This is a genomic window from Leptotrichia hofstadii (assembly GCF_007990525.1).
Lineage (GTDB): Bacteria > Fusobacteriota > Fusobacteriia > Fusobacteriales > Leptotrichiaceae > Leptotrichia > Leptotrichia hofstadii.
On the sequence record NZ_AP019823.1, the window covers coordinates 1,907,687 to 1,930,621 of the forward strand.

The window sequence follows — 22,935 nt, forward strand, 5'->3', positions numbered from 1 at the left end:
TGTAACAATTAAAAATCTATAGTTGTTTGAACGAGGGAGGAAATTATGTTTTGTACTTTAGTATGCTGTATGGATGGAAGATTTATTCATATTTTAAATGAATACATTAGAGGTAATTACAGATACACTTTTGTGGATACTATTACTGATGCGGGTGCTGTAAATAAAATAGTTAATGATGAGGATTATTTAAAAAGCATAGAAGATAAGGTTGTTTTAATTTCGGTTAATAAGCATAAATCTGATCATATTTTTGTGGCAGGGCATAGCGACTGCGCTGGTTGTCCTATTGATGATGAAACACAAAAGGGCTATATTCGGAAAGCTGCTGAGAAAATGCACAACGATTTACCTCATGAGGCTGTTACTGGGCTTTTTGTCCATGAAAATGGAGAAATTGAAGTTTTAGCAGATTACGACATTGATGATAATAATTAATTGAATTAATAAAAAAATAAAGGAACTGCTCTTAACTGGTAGTTCCTATTTTATTTAAAGAAATATTTTTAATATTATTTTTATTTGAAATTTAATAATAATGTTTAGCATTTAGCATTTTTTCAGCAATCTTGTAATTTGGCATATATCGTTCGACATAATTGTAAAAACCCTTTCCGTGATTTGGATACTTTAAATGTGTCAATTCATGTAAAACCACATATTCTATCTCAAAAGGTGTTCTTTTTATAAGCTCCGTATTAAGATTTATATATTTTTTTACATAATTGCACGAGCCCCATCTAGTCTTCATAGGCTTTATTGCGACTTTTTCCACATGCTCATCCAATATTTTCAGCCATTTTTCCATAAATTGAGGAAATAATTTTTTTGCATTTTCAAAATACCATTTTTCCATAACTTTTTTCTTTTCATCAATATTTTCAAAAATGTTTTCATTAACTGTTAAAGTTATATTCGGATCTTTTTCATTATTTATTAAATTCACGCCATTAAAGTTTCCTGTTTTCACAGTTAAACTGTATTCTTTTCCTAAAAATTTATGAATTTCTCCAGTTTTGTACTCAAAGCCCTTCTGTTTTTCCTTCACATCTTCAACTTTTTTCAAAACACTTTTTATCCAGCCTTCTTTAGAACGGATAAAATTTTCGATGTAATCACGATGTAAATTCATTGGCACAGAAATATAGATTTCCATATTGGGCTTTATCCGTAAATTTATATTTTTTACTTTTTTTCTGTGAACTTCATAACCTAAAATTTTTTCTGTTTTCATTTTTTACTTTATTTTCCTCTTACATTTATTTTTATTAAAGCTCTAACCTGTCTTCGACTTTATAAATACTTTTCTTGCGTTTTCCAGCACATCCTTCTGAAGCTTATAAGTAACCAGCTTTAATGCTTCCTCATAGGTACACCATTTAAAATCCTCAATTTCAAAAGTATCAATGGTAACCTCTTCATCTTGCGTAATTCCCATAAAAATTGTAACTTTCTTAATAGTTTTCTCATTTGGAATATATTTTATTTCTCTTTCAAAATCAGGAATTATTTTTATTCTTACATTTGTTTCTTCAAGAACTTCACGAATTGCTGTTTCTTCCTTAGTTTCATCCTTTTCGATATGCCCTTTTGGAAAGCCCCAGTTACCATTGTGCATTTTCACAAGCAGAATTTTTTCGGTATTTTCATTAAAAACAATTGCACCGCACGAATTTTCATACTCAAAGTTATCATTCAATTTGTAATGCTTGACAACATATTTTAACAATGCTTCTTTCTCGTTCTCAATTTCATCGCCAAGCACAAGCTCATACAATCTATTTTTTACTTCTCCAATCTCACGGTTACTAAATTTAAGATTTATCAAATCAATCCCTGTTATATCTAAATCATTAAACTGTGGTATTTTACCCTGTTTCTTTATATTTTCAATTTTTTCCCAAAAATTTTGTATAATTTGCTCGTTTTCTTTTTTTGTCCTAAGTCCTTTAGAATTTAAGTCTGCAGAAAATAAATTAAAAAGTCTTTTCAGATTTTTTTCTTCCATTTCAATAATCAATTTTTTCAATGTCTTGTCTGAAACATCTCCATAAATTAACATATGATTTTTTACAATTTTTTTTACTGAATTTATAAAATCGTTGGATGCCTTGAGCTGTTTTAACTCTTCTTCTGCGATTAATGCACTTTCCTTTTCATGTCCATAAAAATAAAAAATACCCTTCGCATCAATAATTTTTACATTTATTTTACCCAAATCGTGAAAAAGTGCCGCAAATCTAGTTACCAAATCATAATCACAAAGATGAATAACTTTTATAATATGATTAAACAAGTCGTCTGGATGATTGGGATTATTCTGATCAAAATTGTAAGCATAATAAAATTCGGGAATTATCATTTCTAAAACCCGTAATTTTTTCATTTCTATAAAAGCTTTTTTAACAAATTTTCCCATAAGAATTTTACTTAACTCGTCAAAAATTCTTTCTTTAGATATTTTAGTCAAAAATTTTCTTTTTTTGTAAATGGCTTCAGCTGTTTTTTTATCCAAATTAAATCCTAATTTTGAAATAAATCGAAAAGCTCTTAAAATTCTAAGAGCATCTTCTTCTATTCTCAGCTTTGGCTTCCCTACAAATCTTATCACTTTCCGTCTAATATCCTGCCTTCCCCCATACAAATCCACTATTCCAGTCTGTTCGCTGTAAGCGATAGAATTTATTGTAAAATCCCGTCTTGCCAAATCTTCTTCAATTGTTTTTACAAACTTAATTTCTTTTGGGTATCTGCTGTTGTAAACTCCTGTTTCTTTACGGAATTTTGCTATTTCATAACTTTTTCCATTAACATTTATCATAAGAATTCCAAAATGAGCTCCCATTTCTTTTGGGTTATAACCAGCAAAGATTCTTTTCAATTCTGAATATTCTATATCAGTTGCAAAATCATAATCGCCAGGATCTTTATTTAGAATTTTGTCTCTAACTGCTCCACCAACAAGAAATCCTGTTCCATTTTTATTCAGTTGTTCTAATATGAATTTTACATCATCATCCAAATCAAATCGCATTCCAAATATGTCCTTTCAATTATTTTTTCCGTACTTTTATAGAATATTTCATTTCCACATTTATTTTTATTTTGTAAATTAACTCTAAAATATTTAGTTTCATTTTTATTTTTAGTTTACTATACTCAAAAATTTTTTATTTTTTTCTTAATTTTGCAATATAAAACCCATCCAAATATTCATTTTTATATGAAATATAAATTCCCCCAAATTCATCTCTTATATTGTCAATATTTTCAGGAATCTCTACTTCCATAATTTCCAAATCCTCGTATTTTTCGAGAAAATACTGAATATTATTAGTATTCTCATTTTTAGAAAATGTACAAGTGCTGTAAACTATTTCTCCACCATTTTTCAAAGATTTATACGCACTTTCAAATATTTTTTTCTGAAGTTTCTTTAAATTTTTTATATCATTTGCCGTCAAATCATATATTTTTTCAGGCTTTTTCCGAAGAACTCCAAGTCCGCTACAAGGCATATCTAAAAGTATCTTATCAAACATTGTATCTAAATTCTCAATTTGTGTAGCGTCATTTAAGTTCACTTCAAGATTGCTGTAACCATATTTATTTTTAAGTTCATTCAATAATTTCACTTTATGCTCGTGAATATCAGTGGAAATCAGTTTTTTCGGATTAAACAGCTGTAAAATCGCAAGGGATTTTCCACCAGGAGCAGAGCAGGCATCAAGTACAGTTTCTCCATCTTTCACACCTAAATTTCTCACAGCCAGATAAGACGAAGCATCCTGAATCACAGCATCCCCATTCTTATAAATTTCCGTATCAAAAATATTCGCATTTGATAAATAATAAACTTCCCCAACAGAAAATAAGACATCCGTCTTAATATTCTTCAGCAATTCCTCAAATTTTTCTCTCGTAATTTTATTTTTATCAAATCTAACTGACAAATAACTTCTTTTTTTATAAGATTTAAGCATTTCCAAATAATCATCAGGATAATCAATTTTCATCTTATTCACAAACCATTGCGGATATGACAAAACAATACTTTCCCTGTTATCTTTTGGAATTTCCTCATCAAATTTTTCTTTATTTTTCAAGATTGTCTGTAAAGTCGCATTCACAAATCCAGCTTGATGTACATTCAAAATTTTTGCAATCTCTCCAGCCTCAAAAATAACTCCCGCATTATCTGATTCCATGAAAAACAATTGTGCAACTGAAATTCTCAAAAGCTGTTTTATCTTTCTCTTTTTCACATTCCTAACACTTTTCCCAATCAGATAGTCAATATAAATCAAATTTTTTATCACAACATTTATTACATTTGTAATAAACATTTTTTCTTTTTTTGTATAATTATTTTTAGAAAAATAGTAATTTAACTGGATATTACTGTATTTTCCGTTCTGAATTTCATCCAGTAAATTTACTATGTCTAATTTTATATTTTTTTTCTTTATCAATTTCTTCCTCTCTTATTAAAAAAAACTTTATTTCCATTCCCATTTTTCTATTTCCACATTTACATCTTTATCAGCAAAAACGATTATTCCGTTCGCATCTTTCTCAGGGAATATTCTTGATGAAAATACTTCCTGTCCGCCGTTAATAAATACTTCTACAGAAGAGCTATCTACAAACACAGTAAGTTCCAATTCCGAAATATCTCCAAGATAAACTTTTCTTAATCTTTTATCAGGTTGTTCACCTTTTGTTCTGTTTAGTACAAATTTTTTATCGTTATAATCAAATTTTAAAACTGTTTCACTGTTTTTATTAGTTCGTAATTTTAATCCAAAATCAGAATTAAAATCAGTAAATTTAGTTTTTAATTCATAAGTTGCTCCTGTTCCAACTTTCACTTCTCCAGTAACTTTTTCACTAAACTCAATTTTTTCTCCACGGATAATTTCCATTTCCTTTATAGGCACTTGATAAAGTTTTCCATCTATTACTTTAAGTTCTCTTGGTAAAGTTAGGCAGTGAAGCCATTCATTTTTTACAGTTGGAAAATCTTCTTCTTCTGGAATTCCCATCCAGCCTACAATAAGCCTTCTTCCTTTATCATCTTCCATTGACTGTGGTGCATAAAAGTCATTTCCTCTGTCAATTTCCACAAAGTCTGATAAAATTTCAAATTCAGGTTTTTCATAATCTAATTTTCCAAATAAATATCCTGTCTGATACTTGTTATTGTATAAATCTCCTTCTGGCTCCAAACCTTGTGGAGAAAAAACCAATAAATCCTTTATTTCTCCAGTTTTTTCATCTTTTAACTGAAAATAGTCAGGACATTCCCACATAAATCCAAAGTCTTTAATTTTTCCGTGATTTGCTCCTGCAATTTCTCCTTCAAATTTCCAATCTTTTATATTTTCTGAACTGTATAAAACTGCCTTTCCTTCCAAATTTTCACCTTGAATACCAATTACAGCATAAAATTTACCATCTTTTTTCCAGATTTTTGGATCCCTTATGTGCCGTGTATATCCATCTGGCTGATTTACAATGCTTGGCTCCCATCTCTCAAAATTTTCTCCGTCGCTTGAAACTGCTAGGCATTGGTAAGATTCCCTATTTCCTTCGGAATCTTTCACATTTCCTGTATAAAATAAATAAAGTTTGTCGTCATCCACAATAGCACTTCCAGAATAAACTCCATCCTTAGAATACCAGGTATCAGGACGCAAAGCTGTTTCCAGTCTTTCCCAGTTTAATAAATCACTGCTTACACTATGAGCCCAAGTTTTGTTTTTATGATTAGTTCCCAATGGATTCCATTGATAAAACATATGATATTTTCCATTAAACTGCGAAAATCCATTCGGATCGTTAATTAACCCCACAATTCCTTGAATATGATATTTTTGTCGCCAAAAATCTTTTTCAACAATTTCTTTTTTCTCTAAAATTGATTTTTCCTCATCTTCTCTAACTTTAGTAAAATCCATATTTCAAGCCACCTTTCATATCATCAGATTTTATTATCCATTTGTATTTTATTATTTATATTTTTCATTATGCTGTACTTCTTTAATATCAAACTTTATAAGAATTAAACATTTCAGAAAGTTGAATAAAATATCTCAATTTCAAACCAGTTTTACTATATTTTACCATATTTTATTACTTTTTCCAAATTTTCACAGCCTCATTTTCAAATTATTGCCATTTTTTTATAATTTTGAGCCTAAAAAATACTTTTTGATTTAAATTTGCACTTTATTTGAATTTATAGTATAATGTTGCATTACAAAAAAATTTATAGCGAGGTGAGTTATTTATGGTTAAAATTAACATGGATATGATTCAGACAATTGGTCTGGCAGTTATTTTATTGTTAATTGGAATGAAACTTAGAAAAAAAATCAAATTTTTTGAAAAATACTGTATTCCAGCGCCTGTTATTGGTGGTTTTCTATTTTCAATATTTGTTTTTATTTTAAGGCAGACAAATGTAGCTGAAATAAAATTTACTGATACATTGCAAAAATTCTTTATGGTTATGTTTTTTACAAGCGTAGGATTTAACGCAAGTTTAAAAGTATTGAAAAAAGGTGGAAAAAAAGTGCTTATTTTCCTATTTGTGGCAGCGGGATTATGTATTTTGCAAAATGCTGTTGCAGTTGGACTTTCAAAATTTGTAGGACTTCCGCCATTACTGGCACTAATGACAGGATCTACTCCAATGACTGGAGGACATGGAACATCTGCCGCTGTAGCTCCGACAATTGAAGCTCTCGGTCCTGCATACAAAGGAGCAAATGCTATTGCCATTGCTTCTGCAACTTTTGGTCTTATTGTAGGATCTGCTATGGGAGGACCTATCGCAAGCAGACTTATTAAAAAGCACAAATTATTGCCTGAACATTTTGTAAAAGACGGTATTCAGCATGGAGATGAAGATATTGATGAAGAAGTGTTAAAAAGACAAAAGCCTTATCTTGATGGTGAACGATTTTCAATGGCGTTTTTCTATATCTTAATTGCAATGGGAATTGGTTCATATTTATCAATATTTATTGATTATCTTATGAGCTTTACAAATTTTGAAGCACATTTCCCTGTTTACATTGGACCAATGATTGTTGCTGCAATTATTAGAAATTTATCAGACAATGTAAAGGCTATGAATGCTCCGACAAAAGAAATAAGCATTCTTGAAGATGTGGCACTTAGTCTATTTCTTTCAATGGCACTAATGACACTAAGATTATGGGAATTAATTGATTTGGCATTACCTGTAATTATTTTATTAATTGCACAAGTTATATTGATTTATTTCTATCTGAACTGGATAACATTTAAAGCAATGGGGTCTGATTACGATGCAGCAGTAATGGTTTCAGGACATTGTGGATTTGGACTTGGAGCAACTCCAAACGGAATTTCAAACATGAAAGCAGTTACAGAAAAATATATTTATTCAAAAATGGCATTTTTCGTAATTCCAATTGTCGGTTCACTATTTATCGACTTTGCCAATATCAGTATCATTACAATATTTACGCAGTTTTTTAAATAACTTGAAAAAAAGAAGAATAGCTTTTATTAGTTATCCTTCTTTTTTATTAATTTAACTATTATACTCAAAATCTAAAATATCTTTTCTAATATCCCTTATCAAGAATTTTACCAAATTATCGGATTCTGTTTGAATTAAAAGAAACAATCTTGCCAGTATTTTCCCAATAAAAACTTTTGTTATCTGATTCATTTCATTTAAAGCATGTTTTTTTAAAAAGTTTGTCAAATCATCTGCTTTATTTAAAATATCACTAATAGAAGTACTTGAAAATCGTCTATCTGAAATAAATCTTTCATAGATTGTCGAATTTTTGTCTACTCTAATTCCTTCCTTCTTCTCCACAGCCGTAGCTTTTGAAAACTGATCATAAATTTCAGCGTAAAGCATGTCGTTCGGACCTTCAAAGATAGTAAACGGTCTAAAATCAATTGCCACATTGCTCATCGGATGCCCAGCTTCAAATCCTTTTGCCCCCAATAACTTTTGCGCTGTTTTTGCAGCATTGTATGTGTACTCAGTAGCAAGGCTCTTTATAATATTTGCTTCCATAAGTTTGTCTGACACCGATTTTTCAGGATAAACATTATTGCAAGTGTAATCATACATAATTTTTGACACGCCGTAAGTTGTTTCTATTTCTTCCATCTCCCTTTTTACAAACGGAATATCAGCTTTGGCATATTTTTTTACATTTTTTACAATATATTCCATAATTCCATGAGTCATGCCAACCAGCTGCAACCTGCTTCGAATAAATATATTTTGAAATTCTCTAAGGCAATTTGCTTTACTTTCTGAAAGTTTTATTACGTATTTTGCAGGAATATGAGCATCTACATGATTTACAGCATATCTCACTGCTTTCAGCCCTTCTGAATTTAACACATCATAAGTTATATATTTTCTTGGAACTAAAATTAAGCTAATTACTTTTGAAAGTTTTCCTTCTTTCTTTTCCTTTGCCGCAATTAATAAAAAATCACTTTGAGAATTTCCTTGCCAATATTTATCAGCTTTAACATGAATTGTATTTTCATCAACATATTCATAGTAAGACTGCATTTCTTTTGCTATGGCAGATCCAGAAGTCTTAGGCTCTGTTATAGCCAGTCCTCCGCCTTCCCCATTAAATATCATTTCCAGACCTTTTTCAATCTGCTCCTTATTTCCATATTCAACAAGTGGCTGCAACACTAAAGCCCCTTCAATTCCTGTTCTAAGTGTGACTGGCACTCCATAGCCCCCAGCGATTCTCAATACTTCCTGAATTTCAAACTGGCTATCTTTTCTCCCGCCAACTTTTTCAAGAAGAAATGGCAGCAGTAATCCATGTTTTTTTATATTAAGCCATTTATTTTCTGATAAATATCCCATCAAATCTGTCTTTTCAATATTTCCATCCGAAAAAACATCATTAAACGCCTTTTTTATGTTATCCAAAAATTCTTCTGTATTCATTTTTAGCAAATTTCCATTTATCAAGTTTCTCATTTATGTCCTCCTAGTAAATAATTTTCAACAAAATACTTTGCTAATAAAATAATTTGTCTATATAACAACTGTTATTATAACATATATGAAAAAAAATAACAATTTATATCAAAATTATACTAAAAACACTTTTTTAATCTACGCAAAACTCAAAAATTCTTGTTATTTTATAAACAATTAAAAAGCAGTCAACATAACTTCACTGTTTATCGACTGCTTTCATTTTGCTTAAACTATTATCAACATTCTAACTTTTATTTTTTAATTTTATTTGTAGTTGTATCTTTTAAATTTACAGTTTTTGTAGTATTAGTGTTTATGTTTGTTGTAGAAGTTTTTGGTACTTTTGGTGCTTTTGACTTTCTGTTTGAAATTGCACCTTTGATACTTCTTCCTATGCTATTTCCTAATGATACTCCACTATCCATTATCATTCCCATGGTTCTTCCATCTTCACCTCCAATTACTCCACCTGCCTGTGCAAAAGTACAGCTAATACAACTAGAAGCAATGATTGATGTTAATAACAAAACTTTAAATTTAGATTTCATAATAAATCTCTCCTTTTTTACAGTAATTAATTTTCTCTTATTTTCAATAGTATAATACCACACATTTTTTATTATGTCAATACCATTTTATAAAAAATTTTAAAAAAACTTTTATTTTTATATAGTATTTAATTTACCGTATAAATATTGACTTTTTTTATTTTATTTGTTATAATTATATAAATAACAGATATTATGAGAAATATTTTTAAATTCTATAATTATTAATTTGATAGGTTTGTTAAAAAAATCAAATTTAATTTTTAAGTATTCATCTTAAAAGATTTTTGTAATTTTATTTATAAATATTATGATTATTAAATATTTTTTCTTATTTTATTTATATGTTTTTTTAACGTAAGGGCATCAGACGCCATGCCCTTACAACCCCGCTTTACGCAAAACTTTCTTATAAAGAAAAAATAAAACTCGCTTCGTTAAAACTACGCTCAGACAGTTATTTTTCCTTTAACGAAATTTTGCTTATTTAATATTTTTCAAATACAAAAGCCTAGAATTTAAATATAATAATCTTTATAATTTAGTATAGAATGTCGTGATTTTTTGGGAATGAAAACGATTAAACACATTTATGTGTTTCTTTCGCCCAAACCTTTATAACAAATATATTTTATAAAAAGGTAATTTTCATTTTAAACAGAATCTAGTATAAATAACCTGTCGGAGCATTTTTCTGTGCTGGCAAAACTGTCTGAGCATAGCGAGTTTTTTGTCAGTGCAGAAAAATGTCGTAGACTAGCCATAGGTTGTAGGATTTGCGGCAATGAGCAATCCTACGAAAAAAAATATAAGGAGTGATATTATATGAAAAACATTTTTAAAATTCTAATTTTAATTTTAGTTGGATTAAGTGTGGCTAGTTGTGAACTTTTTAGTCCTTCACGATGGGACAGGATAAACAGAGAAGATCAAGAAAGAGGTAGAGAATGTTATAGAACTAGTAGTGGATATTTTTATTGTGAAGATACAAAATAATTAAAAATAATGCAAGGAGTGATATTTTATGAAAAATATTTTTAAAATTCTGATTTTAATTTTAGTTGGATTAAGTGTAGCTAGTTGTGAACTTTTTAGTCCAAGTTATTGGAATCGAGTTGATCAAAGAATGGCAGAAAAAGGAACTGAATGTTATGAAAGATACGATGGAACCGTATATTGCAAGGATACAAAATAATTGAAAAAAGAAAAACTCCAGTCTAATAAAACTAGAGCTTTTTTTATTATAAACCAAGTACATCTTTCATTGTGTACAATCCTGCTTTTTTTCCAACAAGAAATTCTACAGCTTTAACTGCTCCGTCTGAAAACATTTTTCTTGATAATGCTTCGTGCTTTATTTCTATAATTTCGTCATTTTTTGCATAAATTACGGTATGTTCTCCGACTATATTTCCGCCACGTATAGCGTGAACTCCTATTTCCTTTTCAGTACGTTTACTGTGCCCTTCTCTTCCGTAAATTGTTCTATAGTCTTTTCCATCATTATCCAGATTTTCCTTGACAACTTCAAGTAAAGTATTTGCTGTACCGCTTGGTGCGTCAATTTTTCTGTTGTGATGCTTTTCAATTATTTCAATATCAAAATCCTTTAATAATTTTGTCGCAAAGGCTACAATTTCATTTACGATATTTACTCCAACTGAAGTATTTGTTGCTTTAATTATCGGTATTTGCTTTGAAGCTTCCTGAATTTTTGCAAGCTGTTCTTCTGAATGTCCAGTTGTAGCAATTAGAACTGGAACTTTTTTATCTATTCCCGCTTCAAGTACATCCTCCAGCAAACTGAAATGCGAAAAATCAATAATTGCATCAAAATCCACATCTTTTCCCTTCAGATTTTCAAAATCCCCATTTCCAAGCGGATCAACCAGCCCGGCAAATTCATTTTCAGAATTTATTACTGATTCCTTTACATACTGTGCCATAACTCCAGCACCATATACTATTATTTTCATATTTTCTCCTTGCAGTTATTAAAATTTTGTATAAATAGTTTTACTATAAAAGACCGAAAATCTCGGTCTTTTCTTATGATATTTCTATTATTTGCTTTAAATATGTTTTATTGCTAATTTTTATTCTGCACGAATTACTTCCATACGGTAACCATCTGGATCCGTTACGAAATAATAATGTCCAGGTTTACCAGGCAAGCCCATAAGATCTGTTGTCTTGTATCCCATTGCCTTATGTTTTTCATTATCTCCTTCCAAGTCGTCCGAAGCAATTGCCAGATGTGAAAAACCGTCACCAATTGTATATGGACCGTGACCGTAATTATAAGTCAGCTCAATTTCAAAACTTTCTCCCGGAAGAGTCAAATAAACAATAGTAAATTTATGTTCTGGAAAATCTTTACGTCGATCTTCCTTAAATCCAAATGCCTTTTCATAAAATTCAATAGATTTTTCTAAATTTTCTACACGTAAACAAGCGTGCAGCATATTTAACATAGCCATTTTAAATCTCCTTTAATCTTAATTTTTATAAAAACATTTATAAAAATGTTCTAACTGCTTCTTGAACCACCCATATCCAGTCTAAGATTTGGAAGTTTTCCTTTTATCACTTTTCTTTCGATTAATGATTCTGAAGCTCCTACTTTTGTCAATCTTTCTATAACTTCAATTATAAATTCATTATTTTCATCCACATCATAATCTGCAGGTACTCCTAAAAGCTCTCTTCCTTCTGGTGTTGAAACTGGAGTATTTATATATTTTATAAGCTGATTTGTGCTTGGATCGAATTTCACTGTTCCCCATACTAAGTCAATATTATCAGAAACTTTATCATTTGGTGCGATGGCTTCTACTGAATGTGCTACTTCTGAAAAGTTTCCATATTGATCTTCATATCCGATAGATGCTTCATAATTTTGATTTACATCAATTTCAGTAATATAATGCGAACCAATTCTTTCGTGTCTTATAATTTTTCTGTATTCGTGTCCGTTTTTAAATATTTTTATAACTACATTATCAATAACTCCGTTATTTGCAGCTAATCTTTCATAGGTATCATCACGAATTTCCCAATAAATGTATAATGTTGTAGGATTTTTTGGCATTAGGACAAGTTCATCTGTAAAATACGATGCTGGTAATGGAGCCTTGTCAAAGTAAATATCTTCGTGATTTGATTTACCGTCAAATTCTACACCTTTTGCAAATTTTGAACGGTTAATTTCAGTTTCTACGTATCTACGTCTTATTTGTTCTGACGAAATTTTTTCATAATTGAAATCTAAAGCTGTAAAAATTCTTCTATATTTTCTACCTAGATTTCCTACTAATTTTCTATCAGCAAAGTTTCTGTAAAAAGTTCTGCTTCTTTTAATAAAAAAGTATTTTATCAAAATTTTCTCAATAGTTTCCCTTTCGATAACTTCCCTTGAAATAAATCTTTCTAATTTTTTCAATTCTTTTTTATTTCTATTCCCAACTAATTTTTCATTAACATAATTTCTATAAAATGTTCTCGTTCTATTTTTTTTCAATTGCTCCATTCCCATTCCACCTTTACATTATTTTTTATTGTTAAATTTATTCAAATATTAGTTTAAAAATACAGATTTATCCTTTGATTATTCAGTTAAATAATCTTTTATTCTTTAAATTATTTTACTTCTTATTTATTTTAGTTAAATTAACTATTTTACTTAAACTAAAAAATGCTTAGGCAAGCGAAGATTAGTGCGTAGCAGTTTCGCCAAAATCTTCAGATATTATAATTTGAAAAATTGAAATAACTAATATTGCGAAAAAAAGGGGATGATAACTGTTCCCCTTTACTTCATAAAAAAGAAAAACAGATGAATTATATAAAAAATATTTAACTGAATACTCTATGATGAATCTTTTAATTTTTAGAGTTTAAATAAATTTATTATAATTAAATAATCAATTTTAAAATTAATTAACTATATTTTATACATATTATACCACATTTTTTAGAATTTCAAAATTTATTTCCTGCTTAAATTGTTTTGAATCCGTTTTTTTGAGCCTAAAATATCCTGATCTTCTTTTATTTTTTGTTTTTTTGCTCTTTCAATGGCAACTTCTCTTGCCATCCGTTCTGCTTCCGCCTTAGTTGCTTCAACGATATTTACTCCCAAAATAACAACTTTATCCTGACGGACTTCTAGAAAGCCCCCTTCCAGATAATATGTCATTTCCTTATTATCCTTTTCACGAACAAGCATTTCCCCAGCACCAATTGGTGTAATGTAGTTAATATGCTTTGCAAGTATTCCAATATCTCCGCCTTCTGTACGTAATTTTACAAATTCAACAGGCTTTTCAAAAACTAGCCTTTCTGGAGTTACTGCTTCCAAAATAAATTCCGTTGCCATAAAGCCTCCTTCCATTCCAAAGTATGCTTATTTTATCTAAACTTTCTTATTGGAAAACAGGGAAAACATCATCCCTGTTTTCATTACACATTATTTTAAATTACTCGCTCATCAATTCTCGTGCTTTTGCAACTGCATCTTCAATTGTTCCAACGTATAGGAATGCCTGTTCTGGCAAATCATCATGAAGTCCGTCCAGAATTTCTTTAAATCCACGTATTGTTTCTCTTAAAGGCACATATTTACCTTTCATTCCTGTAAACTGTTCTGCTACTGAGAAAGGCTGTGAAAAGAATCTTTGGATTTTTCTAGCACGATTTACTGTTAATTTATCATTTTCATCCAGCTCATCCATTCCTAGAATTGCGATAATATCTTGTAATTCCTTATATCTTTGTAATACTTTCTGAGTTTCTCTTGCAATTTTATAATGCTCATTCCCAACAATTTCAGGCTCAAGTATTCTTGAAGTTGAATCAAGCGGGTCTACTGCTGGATAAATTCCAAGTGATGCAATTTGTCTTGACAATACTGTTGTTGCATCCAAATGGGCAAATGTTGTTGCTGGTGCCGGATCTGTCAAGTCGTCTGCTGGCACGTATACAGCTTGTACTGATGTAATTGAACCTGTGCTTGTTGATGTTATTCTTTCCTGCAAGGCTCCCATTTCAGTTGCCAAGTTTGGCTGGTATCCTACGGCTGACGGCATTCTTCCAAGTAGAGCCGATACTTCTGATCCTGCCTGAGTAAATCTGAAGATGTTATCAATAAATAAAAGTACGTTTTGTCCTTCCTTATCTCTAAAATATTCCGCCATTGTAAGTGCTGTAAGTCCTACTCTTAATCTTGCTCCAGGTGGCTCATTCATTTGTCCATACACTAATGCTGTCTTATCAATAACTCCACTTTCTGTCATTTCGTTATATAAATCACGTCCCTCACGTGTACGCTCTCCAACTCCTGCAAATACAGAAAGTCCTCCATGCCCTTTCGCAATATTGTTAATTAATTCCTGAATTAATACTGTCTTTCCGACTCCTGCTCCTCCAAACAGTCCAATTTTTCCACCTTTTAAGTATGGAGCAAGTAAATCTACTACTTTTATTCCTGTTTCTAGTATTTCAGAATCTGTTCCTTGCTGTTCAAATGAGGGTGCATCCTTGTGGATAGATTCCCTTAACACATCTGCATCCAATTTTTCACCATCATCAACCGCTTCTCCAAGCACATTGAAAATTCTTCCTAATGTCGCTCTTCCAACTGGAACTTGAATCGGGTTACCAGTATCTACAACTTCCAGTCCACGTCTTAACCCTTCAGTTCCAGACATTGCAACTGCTCTTACAACATTGTTTCCGTTGTGGGCGTGAACCTCAGCTACTAATTTTTCTCCGTTTTCCTTATACACTTCAAGCGCATTATAAATATCAGGCAATTTTTTTTCAAATTTTACATCTATAACCGGCCCAATAACTTGCACTAATTTACCTTTATTCATTAGTTACCTTTAACCTCCTTCTTAGTTTATTCTCAAGTTCTTCAGTTTAAAAATAAATTACTGTACTCCTAAAGAACCGCCAATAATTTCTGTTAATTCCTGTGTTATTTTTCCTTGTCTTTCACGATTATACTGCACTTCCAAGTTTCTTATCATTTCAGCGGCATTATCATTAGCCTGTTTCATTGCCGACATTCTAGCTGAATGCTCACTTGCCGAATTTTCAAGTAACGACTGATATAATTTTATATTCAAAACTTGTGGAACAAACGAGTTCAACACTTCTTCCTCTGACGGATCAAACACATATTCCTTTGTTGGCAATCCTTCCTTTTTTTCTATTGGAAGCAATTTTTCCACCTGAATATTATACTCAACTGCTGATACAAATTTTGAATAAATCATATAGACTTCATCATAAAAATCGTTTAAATAAAACTGCACTACATCTTCACTGATTTTTTTACCAGTTTCAAACATTGTTTCCGGAATCATCTGTGTATACTCACTATCCACATTGATATCCCGATTTTTACAATATTCTTTTGCTTTTCTTCCAATTGTTACAACTGAAACATCTTTTCCTTCCTTCTCAAACTGCTTTCTCATGCTCTCAAGCCTTCTAAAAGTATTTGAGTTAAAGCTTCCACATAACCCACGATCTGATGTCATCACTATAATTCCGACTCTTCTAACTTCTGGCTTTCCATCAAAAATTACAAATTTATTTCCCTTAAGACTTGCAACTAAATTATCAAAAGCCTCATTTACAGCATATGCATAGTTTCTAGATTTTAGAGTTAAAACCTGAAATTTTTTAAATTTTGTAGAAGAAACAATATTCATTGCGTTTGTTATTTGGCTTGTATTTTTTACACTGTCAATACGTTCCTTTATTTCTTTCATATTTGCTGACATATCATTTCACCTGCTTTACCACACATATTCTTTTTTAAAGTTCGTTATAAATTCATCTAGTCTGCTTTTCATTTCATCGTCTAATTCTTTCTTCTCACGAATTTCAGTTAAAATTTCTGAATTATTTTTAAGTGCTTCTATCAGATCTTTTTCAAATGTTCTGACTTTTTCAGTTGGAACATCATCAAAATATCCATTTGTTACACAGTAAAACGAAATTACTTGTTCCTGAACTTTAAATGGAGTATATTGTGGCTGCTTTAATACTTCCATAATTTTAGATCCACGGTTAAGCTGATCTCTAGTTGCTTTATCCAAATCTGATCCAAACTGCGTAAATGCTAATAATTCATTGTATTGGGCAAGTTCCAGTTTTACTTTCGAAGCAACTTGTTTCATAGCCTTAATTTGTGCTGCTCCTCCAACCCTTGATACAGAAACTCCTGCATTTATCGCTGGTCTGAATCCTGAATTAAATAAATCTGTTTCCAAGAATATTTGTCCATCTGTTATTGAAATAACATTTGTCGGAATATATGCCGAAATATCCCCAGCCTGTGTTTCTACAATTGGAAGTGCTGTAATTGAACCTCCACCCAGTTTGTCGCTTAATTTTGCTGCTCTTTCAAGAAGTCTTGAGTGAAGATAGAAAACGTCTCCTGGATACGCTTCCCTTCCTGGCGGTCTTTTCAACAGTAATGACATTTCACGGTAAGCTACCGCATGTTTTGACAAATCATCATAAACTATTAGCACATCTTTTCCTTGATCCATAAAATATTCACCCATAGCAACCCCTGAATATGGTGCTAAATATTGAAGTGGTGCTGATTCTGAGGCAGTAGCTGCAACAATAATCGTATATTCCAATGCACCTGCCTCTTCAAGTTTTTTATAAATTTGTGCAACTGTAGATCTTTTCTGTCCAATTGCTACATAAACGCATATAACATCGTTATTTTTTTGATTTATAATAGAGTCAATCGCAATTGCCGTCTTACCTGTCTGTCTGTCTCCAATTATTAATTCCCTTTGTCCTTTTCCAATCGGAAACATTCCGTCTATTGCCTTTATTCCTGTCTGCATAGGCTGTGTAACAGGTTTTCTTGCGATAATTCCTGACGCCTGTCTCTCAATTGGCATGTATTTATCAGCTGTTATTGTCCCTTTTCCATCAATAGGATTTCCAAGCGCATCGACTACTCTTCCAAGCATCTCATTTCCAGCTGGAACTTCAGCTACTTTTCCCAATCCTTTTACTATACTTCCTTCTTTTATTCCTTGTGTCTTTCCAAAAATTACTGCTCCAATATTACTTTCTTCCAAGTTTAGTGCCATTCCGACTGTTCCATTTTCAAACTCCAAAAGCTCTCCTGCCATAGCGTCGCTTAATCCGTAGATTCTGGCAATTCCATCTCCCACTTCCAAGACCGTTCCAGTGTTGGAAATATCCAGTGAACTTTTGTAATTTTCAATTTCGCTTCGGATTATTTTACTTATTTCTTCTGGCTTGATTCTCAAAGAAAAGCACCTCCGTTTCTAAAAATTTTTCTTTATTTCCTCAATCTGATTTTTTATTGAACCGTTAATAACTTCATTTCCAATTTTTAAAATTCCTCCACCGATTATTTCCTTATCAACTTTAAGATTCAAAACGATTTTTTTACCATATTTGTTTTCAAGTTTTTTTATTAACTGTTCTCTTTGCGTTTCCGATAGCTCCTTTGCAAATATAGCGGTTATTGGAAGTTTATTGTTTTCTTCGTAGTAAAGTTTTAAAAAATATTCTTTTATATCACTGACAAGTGATAATCGCTGTTTTCTCACAATATATTTTACTATTCCAAGCGCTTCTTTTGTCACATGATTAAATGATTTTTCTAAAAATTTTTCTTTTTCTGGAAATTTTTTCAAAGGATCTTCCAAAATTTTTCTAAATTCCTCTTCTTCCTCGTAATTTTCCATAAGAATATTTAATACTTCCCTAACTTCATTTATACTGTCAGAAGATTTTGCTATATTGTAAATTGCCGATGCATATCTTTTTGCAATCTCATCATTAGCCATTCTAATCTCCTATCTCATTAATAAACTTGTTAATAGTTCCATCCTGTTTTTCGTCAATATTTTCTTTGATGATTTTTTCTGCAAGTTCAACTGCCATTTCCCCAACTTCCTTTTGAAGTTCAAATTTGGCATTTTGTCGCATTTTTTCAATGTCAGCTTCTGCTTTCATCATCATTCTTTCACGATTGCTCATAGCCTGCGATATAATCTGATCTTTTCTGTCATCCGCCTGTCTTTCAGCTTTTATCAAAATGTCATTAGCACGTCTTTTAGATTCTTTTTTCAGTTTTTCCATTAATTTTTTCTGTTCTTCCAGTTTTTCCTTTTCGTTCTCAACGATTTCCATTTCAGACAAAGCTAATTTTTTTCTGTCCTCAAGCACTTTACCAATTTTTTTTGAAAAAGCCCGTGAAAAAAAATAGATTAACACTATAAAGTTTATTATTTGAATAGCCATCGTAAAATCGATGTTTACTAATTTTGCTCCTTCATTCATTTTTTCTCCTTAATTTACATTAACCCTATTTTGTTTCTTTTTATTCTTACTTTATAATAACTTTCATAACAATATTATTTTATTTTTTCTGATTCTAAAAATACTGGATATTTTTTATTACCCTTTTAAGAAAATCAATAAGAAAGCTATTACCAACGCATAAATTGCTGATGACTCTGTAATCGCAAGCCCTGTGATTAATGTCTGCATAATGTCCTGTTTAGCTTCAGGCTGTCTTGACACTGCCTCTACTGCATAACCAGTTGCTATCCCTTGCCCTAATCCTGCTCCAATTCCTCCTACTGCTGCAATTCCCGCTCCTAATAAAGCTGCCGCTTGAACTATTCCTTCCATTCTTTAATCCTCCTAATTTATATTATTTTTATTTTTTTATTTTAAAAAACTATAATTTATTATAATTCTCTTATTTATACAAAATCTTAATTTCATTGACTTTGAACATATAAAAGAACTACAAATCTATTTTTATTCCTCTTCTCCCAACGCTTCACCGATATAAACTGATGAAAGTATTGTAAATACAAATGCCTGCACTATTCCAATGAATAAATCCAGATAAAGCTGTATTAACATCGGCCATCCAACCGAAAACGAAAAACTTCCCTTCAACATATTATTTGTCATTGACTGAAGCAATCCACGTCCAACAAGGCTATATAGCAGTCCTACAATTACAAGTCCTGCAAGCATATTTCCAAAAAGCCGCATTGAAGTATTTAACACTTTTGAAAAAATATCAACTACATTTAACGGAAACATAAACCACATTGGCTCAAATAGTGATTTTATATACCCTTTTAGACTTTTTTGCTTTATAGAAACTGCCAAAAAGACAACAATTACAACAAGTGATAATCCAATTGTAGTATTTGGATCTGCTGTCGGCGTTCTAAAAAACGGTTTTACCGTTCTAATCCCATTTTCCTTTACTGCCATCATAATAAATGGAAATAAGAAAGTACTTAAATTTGAAAACATTATAAATGCAAACAGTGCTGCAAAAAACGGTATATAAGTTTTTTTATGTTTTCCAAAAGTAGTCAAAAAAGTATTTTCAATAAAATGATAGTATTCTTCCATAACAATCTGCATTTTTCCAGGTTTTTCAACACTTATATTCTTTGTTCCAGCTCTTACAATAAATATAATTATAATCATAATTGCCCACGTATCAAGAACTGTCTGGCTTAACGAAAATTTAAAGTTCCCAAAAACAAAATTAAAATAATGCGGTGCTTCTACAACCGAACTTGGAGACTCAAATTTTACTGGTAAAAATGTAGAAATAATTGATAAAATCACATTTACAATAACCATCATAAGAAATAAGAATCCCAAAAATTTAAAAATTTTATTTTTCATTATCTCCCTCCTTTCTCTCAACTTTGAGCAAAGATTTAATATTCTTTGTTACATACAATTATTATACTCCAATTAAATTCATTTTGCAAATTTTATTAATATTGGGAAAAATTCTTTATTTAAGGGATTTTTAGAACATTTATCTATAAAAATAACAAATTATTTATATTACTTTTTACACGTTCTAATTCTTTTTACAAAAAAAATCAGTATCACCAAAGTCATAACAACTTCAATAATACTGATTTTTTCTAAATTCAGATACTAAAATTCCTGATTGCCATTATTAGAATAAGGTCCTTGTGCCAAGCTGTTTGTAGCATTTTTAGGATTTGTCAGTAATGATTTGTAGCTAAAGAATATACTTCCTTTTACTTCTGGGTAATTTCTGTTGAAATTCACCTGATTTATTAATTCTTTTGCATTTTGCCAATCATTAACTTTGTATGCGGCTTGTCCGATATAAAGGTCTGTTTGCGTTTGCCCTGCATATTTGCTCCACCATTTTACAAGCGTATTGTACTCAGCTGATTTATGCCCTTGATTCCAGTAAATTTGCGGTGCCACGTAATCTATCCAGCCTTTATTCATCCATAATAAAATATCTGCATATAAATCATCATAATTTTGAACTCCAGCTTTTGTTGCAGAACCTCTTGACGGATCAGTGGAAGCATTTCTCCATACTCCAAACGGACTTATTCCGAATTCTACATTCTTATTTTCTTTTTTTATAGAAGTATGCAATTTCTCAACTAATTTATTTACATTATCTCTTCTCCAGTCTCCAACTGATGCAAATTTACTTCCATATTTCTGATACTGTGCAGAATCTGGATATTCCTGATTTTTAACTTTGTATGGATAAAAATAATCGTCCATATGAACACCATCAACATCATAATTTTTCACAACTTCAACAATACTGTCTACAACATAATCATTAACTTCAGGAATTCCTGGATTTAAGTATAACTGCCCACCGTAAGACACTGTCCATTCAGGTTTTTTACGCCCAATATTGTCTTTTGACAATCTGTCCCTTGAACTTGATGTAGAAAGTCTGTATGGATTAAACCATGCGTGAAACTCGATTCCTCTTTTGTGCGCTTCTTCCACCATGAACTTTAACGGATCGTATCCAGGATTTATTCCTTGTGTTCCTGTCAAATACTCAGACCATGGCGAATATTTAGAGGGATAAAAAGCATCAGCTGTTGGCTTGATTTGTACAAATACAGCATTCATATTCCATTTTTTTACATTGTCAAGAATTGTTAAAAATTCTCTTTTCTGCTGCTCTACACTAAGCCCTTTCTTAGATGGCCAGTCAATATTGCTTACACTTGCTACCCATACTCCTCTTAATTCACTGTTTCTTGTTACTTTCTGATTATTAACTTTTGACGCATTTTGGTTGTTTCCCATTATAATATTAGAGGCATTCAATGTCGCCGCCGTTAAAACCGTAATTGCTAATAATGATATTTTTTTTAAAATTGATTTCACCAATATCTCCTTTCTGAATGTTAAATCTTCAATATCATTTTAGTACATTTTTCCTAAATTTTCAATACATTATCCTTATTTTTTTACATTTTTTCAATTTTTCTTATTCTTCTCCCAAAGTTGCCACCATAACCGCCTTAATCGTATGCATTCTATTTTCAGCCTCATCAAATACAACCGAATTTTTACTTCTGAACACTTCATCAGTAACTTCCATTTCCTTAATTCCGTACTTCTTTTCAATTTCCTGTGCAACTTTTGTATTCAAGTCATGAAATGCAGGAAGGCAATGCATAAACAAATAGTCCTCCTTTGCGTGTTTTACAAGCTCGCTATTTACCTGATAATATGAAAGTCTATTTATTCTCTCATCCCAGACATCGTAAGATTCTCCCATAGACACCCAGACATCCGTATAAATCACATCTGCATCCTTAACTCCACCAATTCGGTCATCGGTAAATGAAACACGCCCTCCATTTTCTTCAGCCAGTTTCAAGGCAGCTTCAGCCAGTTCCTTATCTGGAAAATATTCTTTCGGAGCAGCAATTGTAAAATCCATCCCAAATTTTGCCGCGCCAATCATAAGTGAACTTGCCATATTATTTTTTCCATCTCCAAGATACGCAAACTTAATTCCCTTCAAAGTTCCCTTTTTCTCTAAAATAGTCAAAAAATCCGCTAAAACCTGTGTCGGATGAAACTCGGTCGTAAGCCCGTTCCATACAGGTACTCCAGAATGTTTGGCCAATGCTTCTACCAAATTCTGTCCATATCCACGATACTCAATTCCATCATAAAATCTTCCCAAAACTTTTGCAGTATCCTCAATCGACTCCTTATCATTCATCTGAGAAGTAGAAGGCCCAATATAAGTAACATTCGCCCCCTGATCATAAGCCGCAACCTCAAAAGCACATCTAGTCCGTGTCGAAGTCTTTTCAAAAATCAATGCAATATTTTTACCAGTCAACTTTTTCTCTTCAGTCTTATTTTTCTTATCTTCCTTCAATTTTTTTGCTAAATTCAATAAATATTGTAATTCTTCTGTTGTAAAGTCTAATAATTTTAAAAACGAACGTCCTTTTAACATGCCTTTACCTCTTT

23 protein-coding genes are annotated in these 22,935 nt (G+C 31.1%); 4 read left to right on the plus strand and 19 right to left on the minus strand.

Going from position 1 to position 22,935, the window contains the following annotated elements:
- Nucleotides 1-45 precede the first annotated feature (45 nt).
- Nucleotides 46-438 (plus strand): carbonic anhydrase, encoded by a 393-nt coding sequence (locus tag FVE77_RS09125; protein ID WP_036088230.1) that lies wholly within the window; start codon nt 46-48, stop codon nt 436-438.
- Between the two features lie 91 nt (nt 439-529).
- Here the strand turns inward: FVE77_RS09125 and FVE77_RS09130 are convergent, their stop codons facing one another.
- From FVE77_RS09130 to FVE77_RS09145, 4 genes are all read right to left on the minus strand, one after another.
- Complete coding sequence (locus FVE77_RS09130) at nt 530-1,234, minus strand: M48 family metallopeptidase (RefSeq protein ID WP_026746996.1); 705 nt, start codon at nt 1,232-1,234, stop codon at nt 530-532.
- Nucleotides 1,235-1,276: 42 nt separating this feature from the next.
- Nucleotides 1,277-3,034, minus strand: a complete 1,758-nt coding sequence (locus tag FVE77_RS09135) for an NUDIX domain-containing protein (RefSeq protein ID WP_036088227.1) — start codon at nt 3,032-3,034, stop codon at nt 1,277-1,279.
- 136 nt (nt 3,035-3,170) lie between these two features.
- Nucleotides 3,171-4,472, minus strand: a complete 1,302-nt coding sequence (rsmB, locus tag FVE77_RS09140; protein ID WP_026746995.1) for a 16S rRNA (cytosine(967)-C(5))-methyltransferase RsmB — start codon at nt 4,470-4,472, stop codon at nt 3,171-3,173.
- A gap of 27 nt (nt 4,473-4,499) precedes the next feature.
- Nucleotides 4,500-5,960 carry a glycoside hydrolase family 32 protein gene (locus FVE77_RS09145; protein ID WP_026746994.1) on the minus strand — a complete coding sequence of 487 codons (1,461 nt, stop codon included), beginning with the start codon at nt 5,958-5,960 and terminating at the stop codon, nt 4,500-4,502.
- 332 nt (nt 5,961-6,292) lie between these two features.
- Here FVE77_RS09145 and gltS point away from each other — a divergent pair, with 332 nt between their 5' ends.
- Complete coding sequence (gene gltS, locus FVE77_RS09150; protein WP_006803467.1) at nt 6,293-7,534, plus strand: sodium/glutamate symporter; 1,242 nt, start codon at nt 6,293-6,295, stop codon at nt 7,532-7,534.
- Nucleotides 7,535-7,585: 51 nt separating this feature from the next.
- Here gltS and FVE77_RS09155 read toward each other — a convergent pair whose 3' ends face one another.
- Nucleotides 7,586-9,028 (minus strand): acyl-CoA dehydrogenase family protein, encoded by a 1,443-nt coding sequence (locus tag FVE77_RS09155; RefSeq protein WP_026746993.1) that lies wholly within the window; start codon nt 9,026-9,028, stop codon nt 7,586-7,588.
- 254 nt (nt 9,029-9,282) lie between these two features.
- A complete protein-coding gene (locus tag FVE77_RS09160) occupies nt 9,283-9,579 on the minus strand; it encodes a hypothetical protein (RefSeq protein WP_026746992.1) in 297 nt (98 codons plus the stop codon).
- An 825-nt stretch (nt 9,580-10,404) separates the two neighbouring features.
- Here FVE77_RS09160 and FVE77_RS12500 point away from each other — a divergent pair.
- Nucleotides 10,405-10,575 (plus strand): hypothetical protein, encoded by a 171-nt coding sequence (locus FVE77_RS12500; RefSeq protein WP_154669761.1) that lies wholly within the window; start codon nt 10,405-10,407, stop codon nt 10,573-10,575.
- Between the two features lie 28 nt (nt 10,576-10,603).
- Nucleotides 10,604-10,774, plus strand: a complete 171-nt coding sequence (locus FVE77_RS12690; RefSeq protein ID WP_026746990.1) for a hypothetical protein — start codon at nt 10,604-10,606, stop codon at nt 10,772-10,774.
- A 46-nt stretch (nt 10,775-10,820) separates the two neighbouring features.
- Here FVE77_RS12690 and dapB read toward each other — a convergent pair whose 3' ends face one another.
- From dapB to argF, 13 genes are all read right to left on the minus strand, one after another.
- On the minus strand, nt 10,821-11,555 hold the full coding sequence (dapB, locus tag FVE77_RS09165) for a 4-hydroxy-tetrahydrodipicolinate reductase (RefSeq protein ID WP_026746989.1): 735 nt from the start codon (nt 11,553-11,555) through the stop codon (nt 10,821-10,823).
- Nucleotides 11,556-11,675: 120 nt separating this feature from the next.
- Nucleotides 11,676-12,059 carry a lactoylglutathione lyase gene (gene gloA / locus FVE77_RS09170; RefSeq protein ID WP_006803462.1) on the minus strand — a complete coding sequence of 128 codons (384 nt, stop codon included), beginning with the start codon at nt 12,057-12,059 and terminating at the stop codon, nt 11,676-11,678.
- A gap of 50 nt (nt 12,060-12,109) precedes the next feature.
- Nucleotides 12,110-13,108: a DUF4912 domain-containing protein gene (locus FVE77_RS09175; protein ID WP_026746988.1), complete on the minus strand. Its 999-nt coding sequence runs from the start codon at nt 13,106-13,108 to the stop codon at nt 12,110-12,112.
- A 459-nt stretch (nt 13,109-13,567) separates the two neighbouring features.
- Nucleotides 13,568-13,957: an ATP synthase F1 subunit epsilon gene (atpC, locus tag FVE77_RS09180; RefSeq protein ID WP_026746987.1), complete on the minus strand. Its 390-nt coding sequence runs from the start codon at nt 13,955-13,957 to the stop codon at nt 13,568-13,570.
- Between the two features lie 100 nt (nt 13,958-14,057).
- Complete coding sequence (gene atpD / locus FVE77_RS09185) at nt 14,058-15,455, minus strand: F0F1 ATP synthase subunit beta (RefSeq protein WP_006803459.1); 1,398 nt, start codon at nt 15,453-15,455, stop codon at nt 14,058-14,060.
- A 57-nt stretch (nt 15,456-15,512) separates the two neighbouring features.
- A complete protein-coding gene (gene atpG / locus FVE77_RS09190) occupies nt 15,513-16,373 on the minus strand; it encodes an ATP synthase F1 subunit gamma (protein WP_026746986.1) in 861 nt (286 codons plus the stop codon).
- A 15-nt stretch (nt 16,374-16,388) separates the two neighbouring features.
- Nucleotides 16,389-17,894, minus strand: a complete 1,506-nt coding sequence (gene atpA, locus FVE77_RS09195) for a F0F1 ATP synthase subunit alpha (RefSeq protein ID WP_026746985.1) — start codon at nt 17,892-17,894, stop codon at nt 16,389-16,391.
- A gap of 18 nt (nt 17,895-17,912) precedes the next feature.
- Nucleotides 17,913-18,440 carry an ATP synthase F1 subunit delta gene (gene atpH / locus FVE77_RS09200; protein WP_006803456.1) on the minus strand — a complete coding sequence of 176 codons (528 nt, stop codon included), beginning with the start codon at nt 18,438-18,440 and terminating at the stop codon, nt 17,913-17,915.
- Nucleotide 18,441: 1 nt separating this feature from the next.
- Nucleotides 18,442-18,936, minus strand: coding sequence for a F0F1 ATP synthase subunit B (atpF, locus tag FVE77_RS09205; protein ID WP_006803455.1), 495 nt, complete (start codon nt 18,934-18,936; stop codon nt 18,442-18,444).
- A gap of 117 nt (nt 18,937-19,053) precedes the next feature.
- The gene (gene atpE / locus FVE77_RS09210; protein ID WP_006803454.1) at nt 19,054-19,290 is read right to left on the minus strand and encodes an ATP synthase F0 subunit C; all 237 of its coding nucleotides are present in this window, start codon (nt 19,288-19,290) and stop codon (nt 19,054-19,056) included.
- Between the two features lie 132 nt (nt 19,291-19,422).
- On the minus strand, nt 19,423-20,319 hold the full coding sequence (atpB, locus tag FVE77_RS09215) for a F0F1 ATP synthase subunit A (protein ID WP_006803453.1): 897 nt from the start codon (nt 20,317-20,319) through the stop codon (nt 19,423-19,425).
- A 264-nt stretch (nt 20,320-20,583) separates the two neighbouring features.
- Nucleotides 20,584-21,828: a glycoside hydrolase family 10 protein gene (locus FVE77_RS09220; RefSeq protein ID WP_026746984.1), complete on the minus strand. Its 1,245-nt coding sequence runs from the start codon at nt 21,826-21,828 to the stop codon at nt 20,584-20,586.
- Nucleotides 21,829-21,931: 103 nt separating this feature from the next.
- Nucleotides 21,932-22,921 (minus strand): ornithine carbamoyltransferase, encoded by a 990-nt coding sequence (gene argF / locus FVE77_RS09225; RefSeq protein ID WP_026746983.1) that lies wholly within the window; start codon nt 22,919-22,921, stop codon nt 21,932-21,934.
- Between the last annotated feature and the right edge of the window lie 14 nt (nt 22,922-22,935).

What these genes read in the sequence shown, in the direction of transcription:
- FVE77_RS09125 (WP_036088230.1), top strand. Translation starts at nt 46, where the DNA reads ATGTTTTGTACTTTAGTATGCTGTATGGATGGAAGATTTATTCATATT.
- FVE77_RS09130 (WP_026746996.1), bottom strand. Translation starts at nt 1,234, where the DNA reads ATGAAAACAGAAAAAATTTTAGGTTATGAAGTTCACAGAAAAAAAGTA.
- FVE77_RS09135 (WP_036088227.1), bottom strand. Translation starts at nt 3,034, where the DNA reads ATGCGATTTGATTTGGATGATGATGTAAAATTCATATTAGAACAACTG.
- FVE77_RS09145 (WP_026746994.1), bottom strand. Translation starts at nt 5,960, where the DNA reads ATGGATTTTACTAAAGTTAGAGAAGATGAGGAAAAATCAATTTTAGAG.
- gltS (WP_006803467.1), top strand. Translation starts at nt 6,293, where the DNA reads ATGGTTAAAATTAACATGGATATGATTCAGACAATTGGTCTGGCAGTT.
- FVE77_RS09155 (WP_026746993.1), bottom strand. Translation starts at nt 9,028, where the DNA reads ATGAGAAACTTGATAAATGGAAATTTGCTAAAAATGAATACAGAAGAA.
- FVE77_RS09160 (WP_026746992.1), bottom strand. Translation starts at nt 9,579, where the DNA reads ATGAAATCTAAATTTAAAGTTTTGTTATTAACATCAATCATTGCTTCT.
- FVE77_RS12500 (WP_154669761.1), top strand. Translation starts at nt 10,405, where the DNA reads ATGAAAAACATTTTTAAAATTCTAATTTTAATTTTAGTTGGATTAAGT.
- FVE77_RS12690 (WP_026746990.1), top strand. Translation starts at nt 10,604, where the DNA reads ATGAAAAATATTTTTAAAATTCTGATTTTAATTTTAGTTGGATTAAGT.
- dapB (WP_026746989.1), bottom strand. Translation starts at nt 11,555, where the DNA reads ATGAAAATAATAGTATATGGTGCTGGAGTTATGGCACAGTATGTAAAG.
- gloA (WP_006803462.1), bottom strand. Translation starts at nt 12,059, where the DNA reads ATGGCTATGTTAAATATGCTGCACGCTTGTTTACGTGTAGAAAATTTA.
- FVE77_RS09175 (WP_026746988.1), bottom strand. Translation starts at nt 13,108, where the DNA reads ATGGAGCAATTGAAAAAAAATAGAACGAGAACATTTTATAGAAATTAT.
- atpC (WP_026746987.1), bottom strand. Translation starts at nt 13,957, where the DNA reads ATGGCAACGGAATTTATTTTGGAAGCAGTAACTCCAGAAAGGCTAGTT.
- atpD (WP_006803459.1), bottom strand. Translation starts at nt 15,455, where the DNA reads ATGAATAAAGGTAAATTAGTGCAAGTTATTGGGCCGGTTATAGATGTA.
- atpG (WP_026746986.1), bottom strand. Translation starts at nt 16,373, where the DNA reads ATGTCAGCAAATATGAAAGAAATAAAGGAACGTATTGACAGTGTAAAA.
- atpH (WP_006803456.1), bottom strand. Translation starts at nt 18,440, where the DNA reads ATGGCTAATGATGAGATTGCAAAAAGATATGCATCGGCAATTTACAAT.
- atpF (WP_006803455.1), bottom strand. Translation starts at nt 18,936, where the DNA reads ATGAATGAAGGAGCAAAATTAGTAAACATCGATTTTACGATGGCTATT.
- atpE (WP_006803454.1), bottom strand. Translation starts at nt 19,290, where the DNA reads ATGGAAGGAATAGTTCAAGCGGCAGCTTTATTAGGAGCGGGAATTGCA.
- atpB (WP_006803453.1), bottom strand. Translation starts at nt 20,319, where the DNA reads ATGAAAAATAAAATTTTTAAATTTTTGGGATTCTTATTTCTTATGATG.
- argF (WP_026746983.1), bottom strand. Translation starts at nt 22,921, where the DNA reads ATGTTAAAAGGACGTTCGTTTTTAAAATTATTAGACTTTACAACAGAA.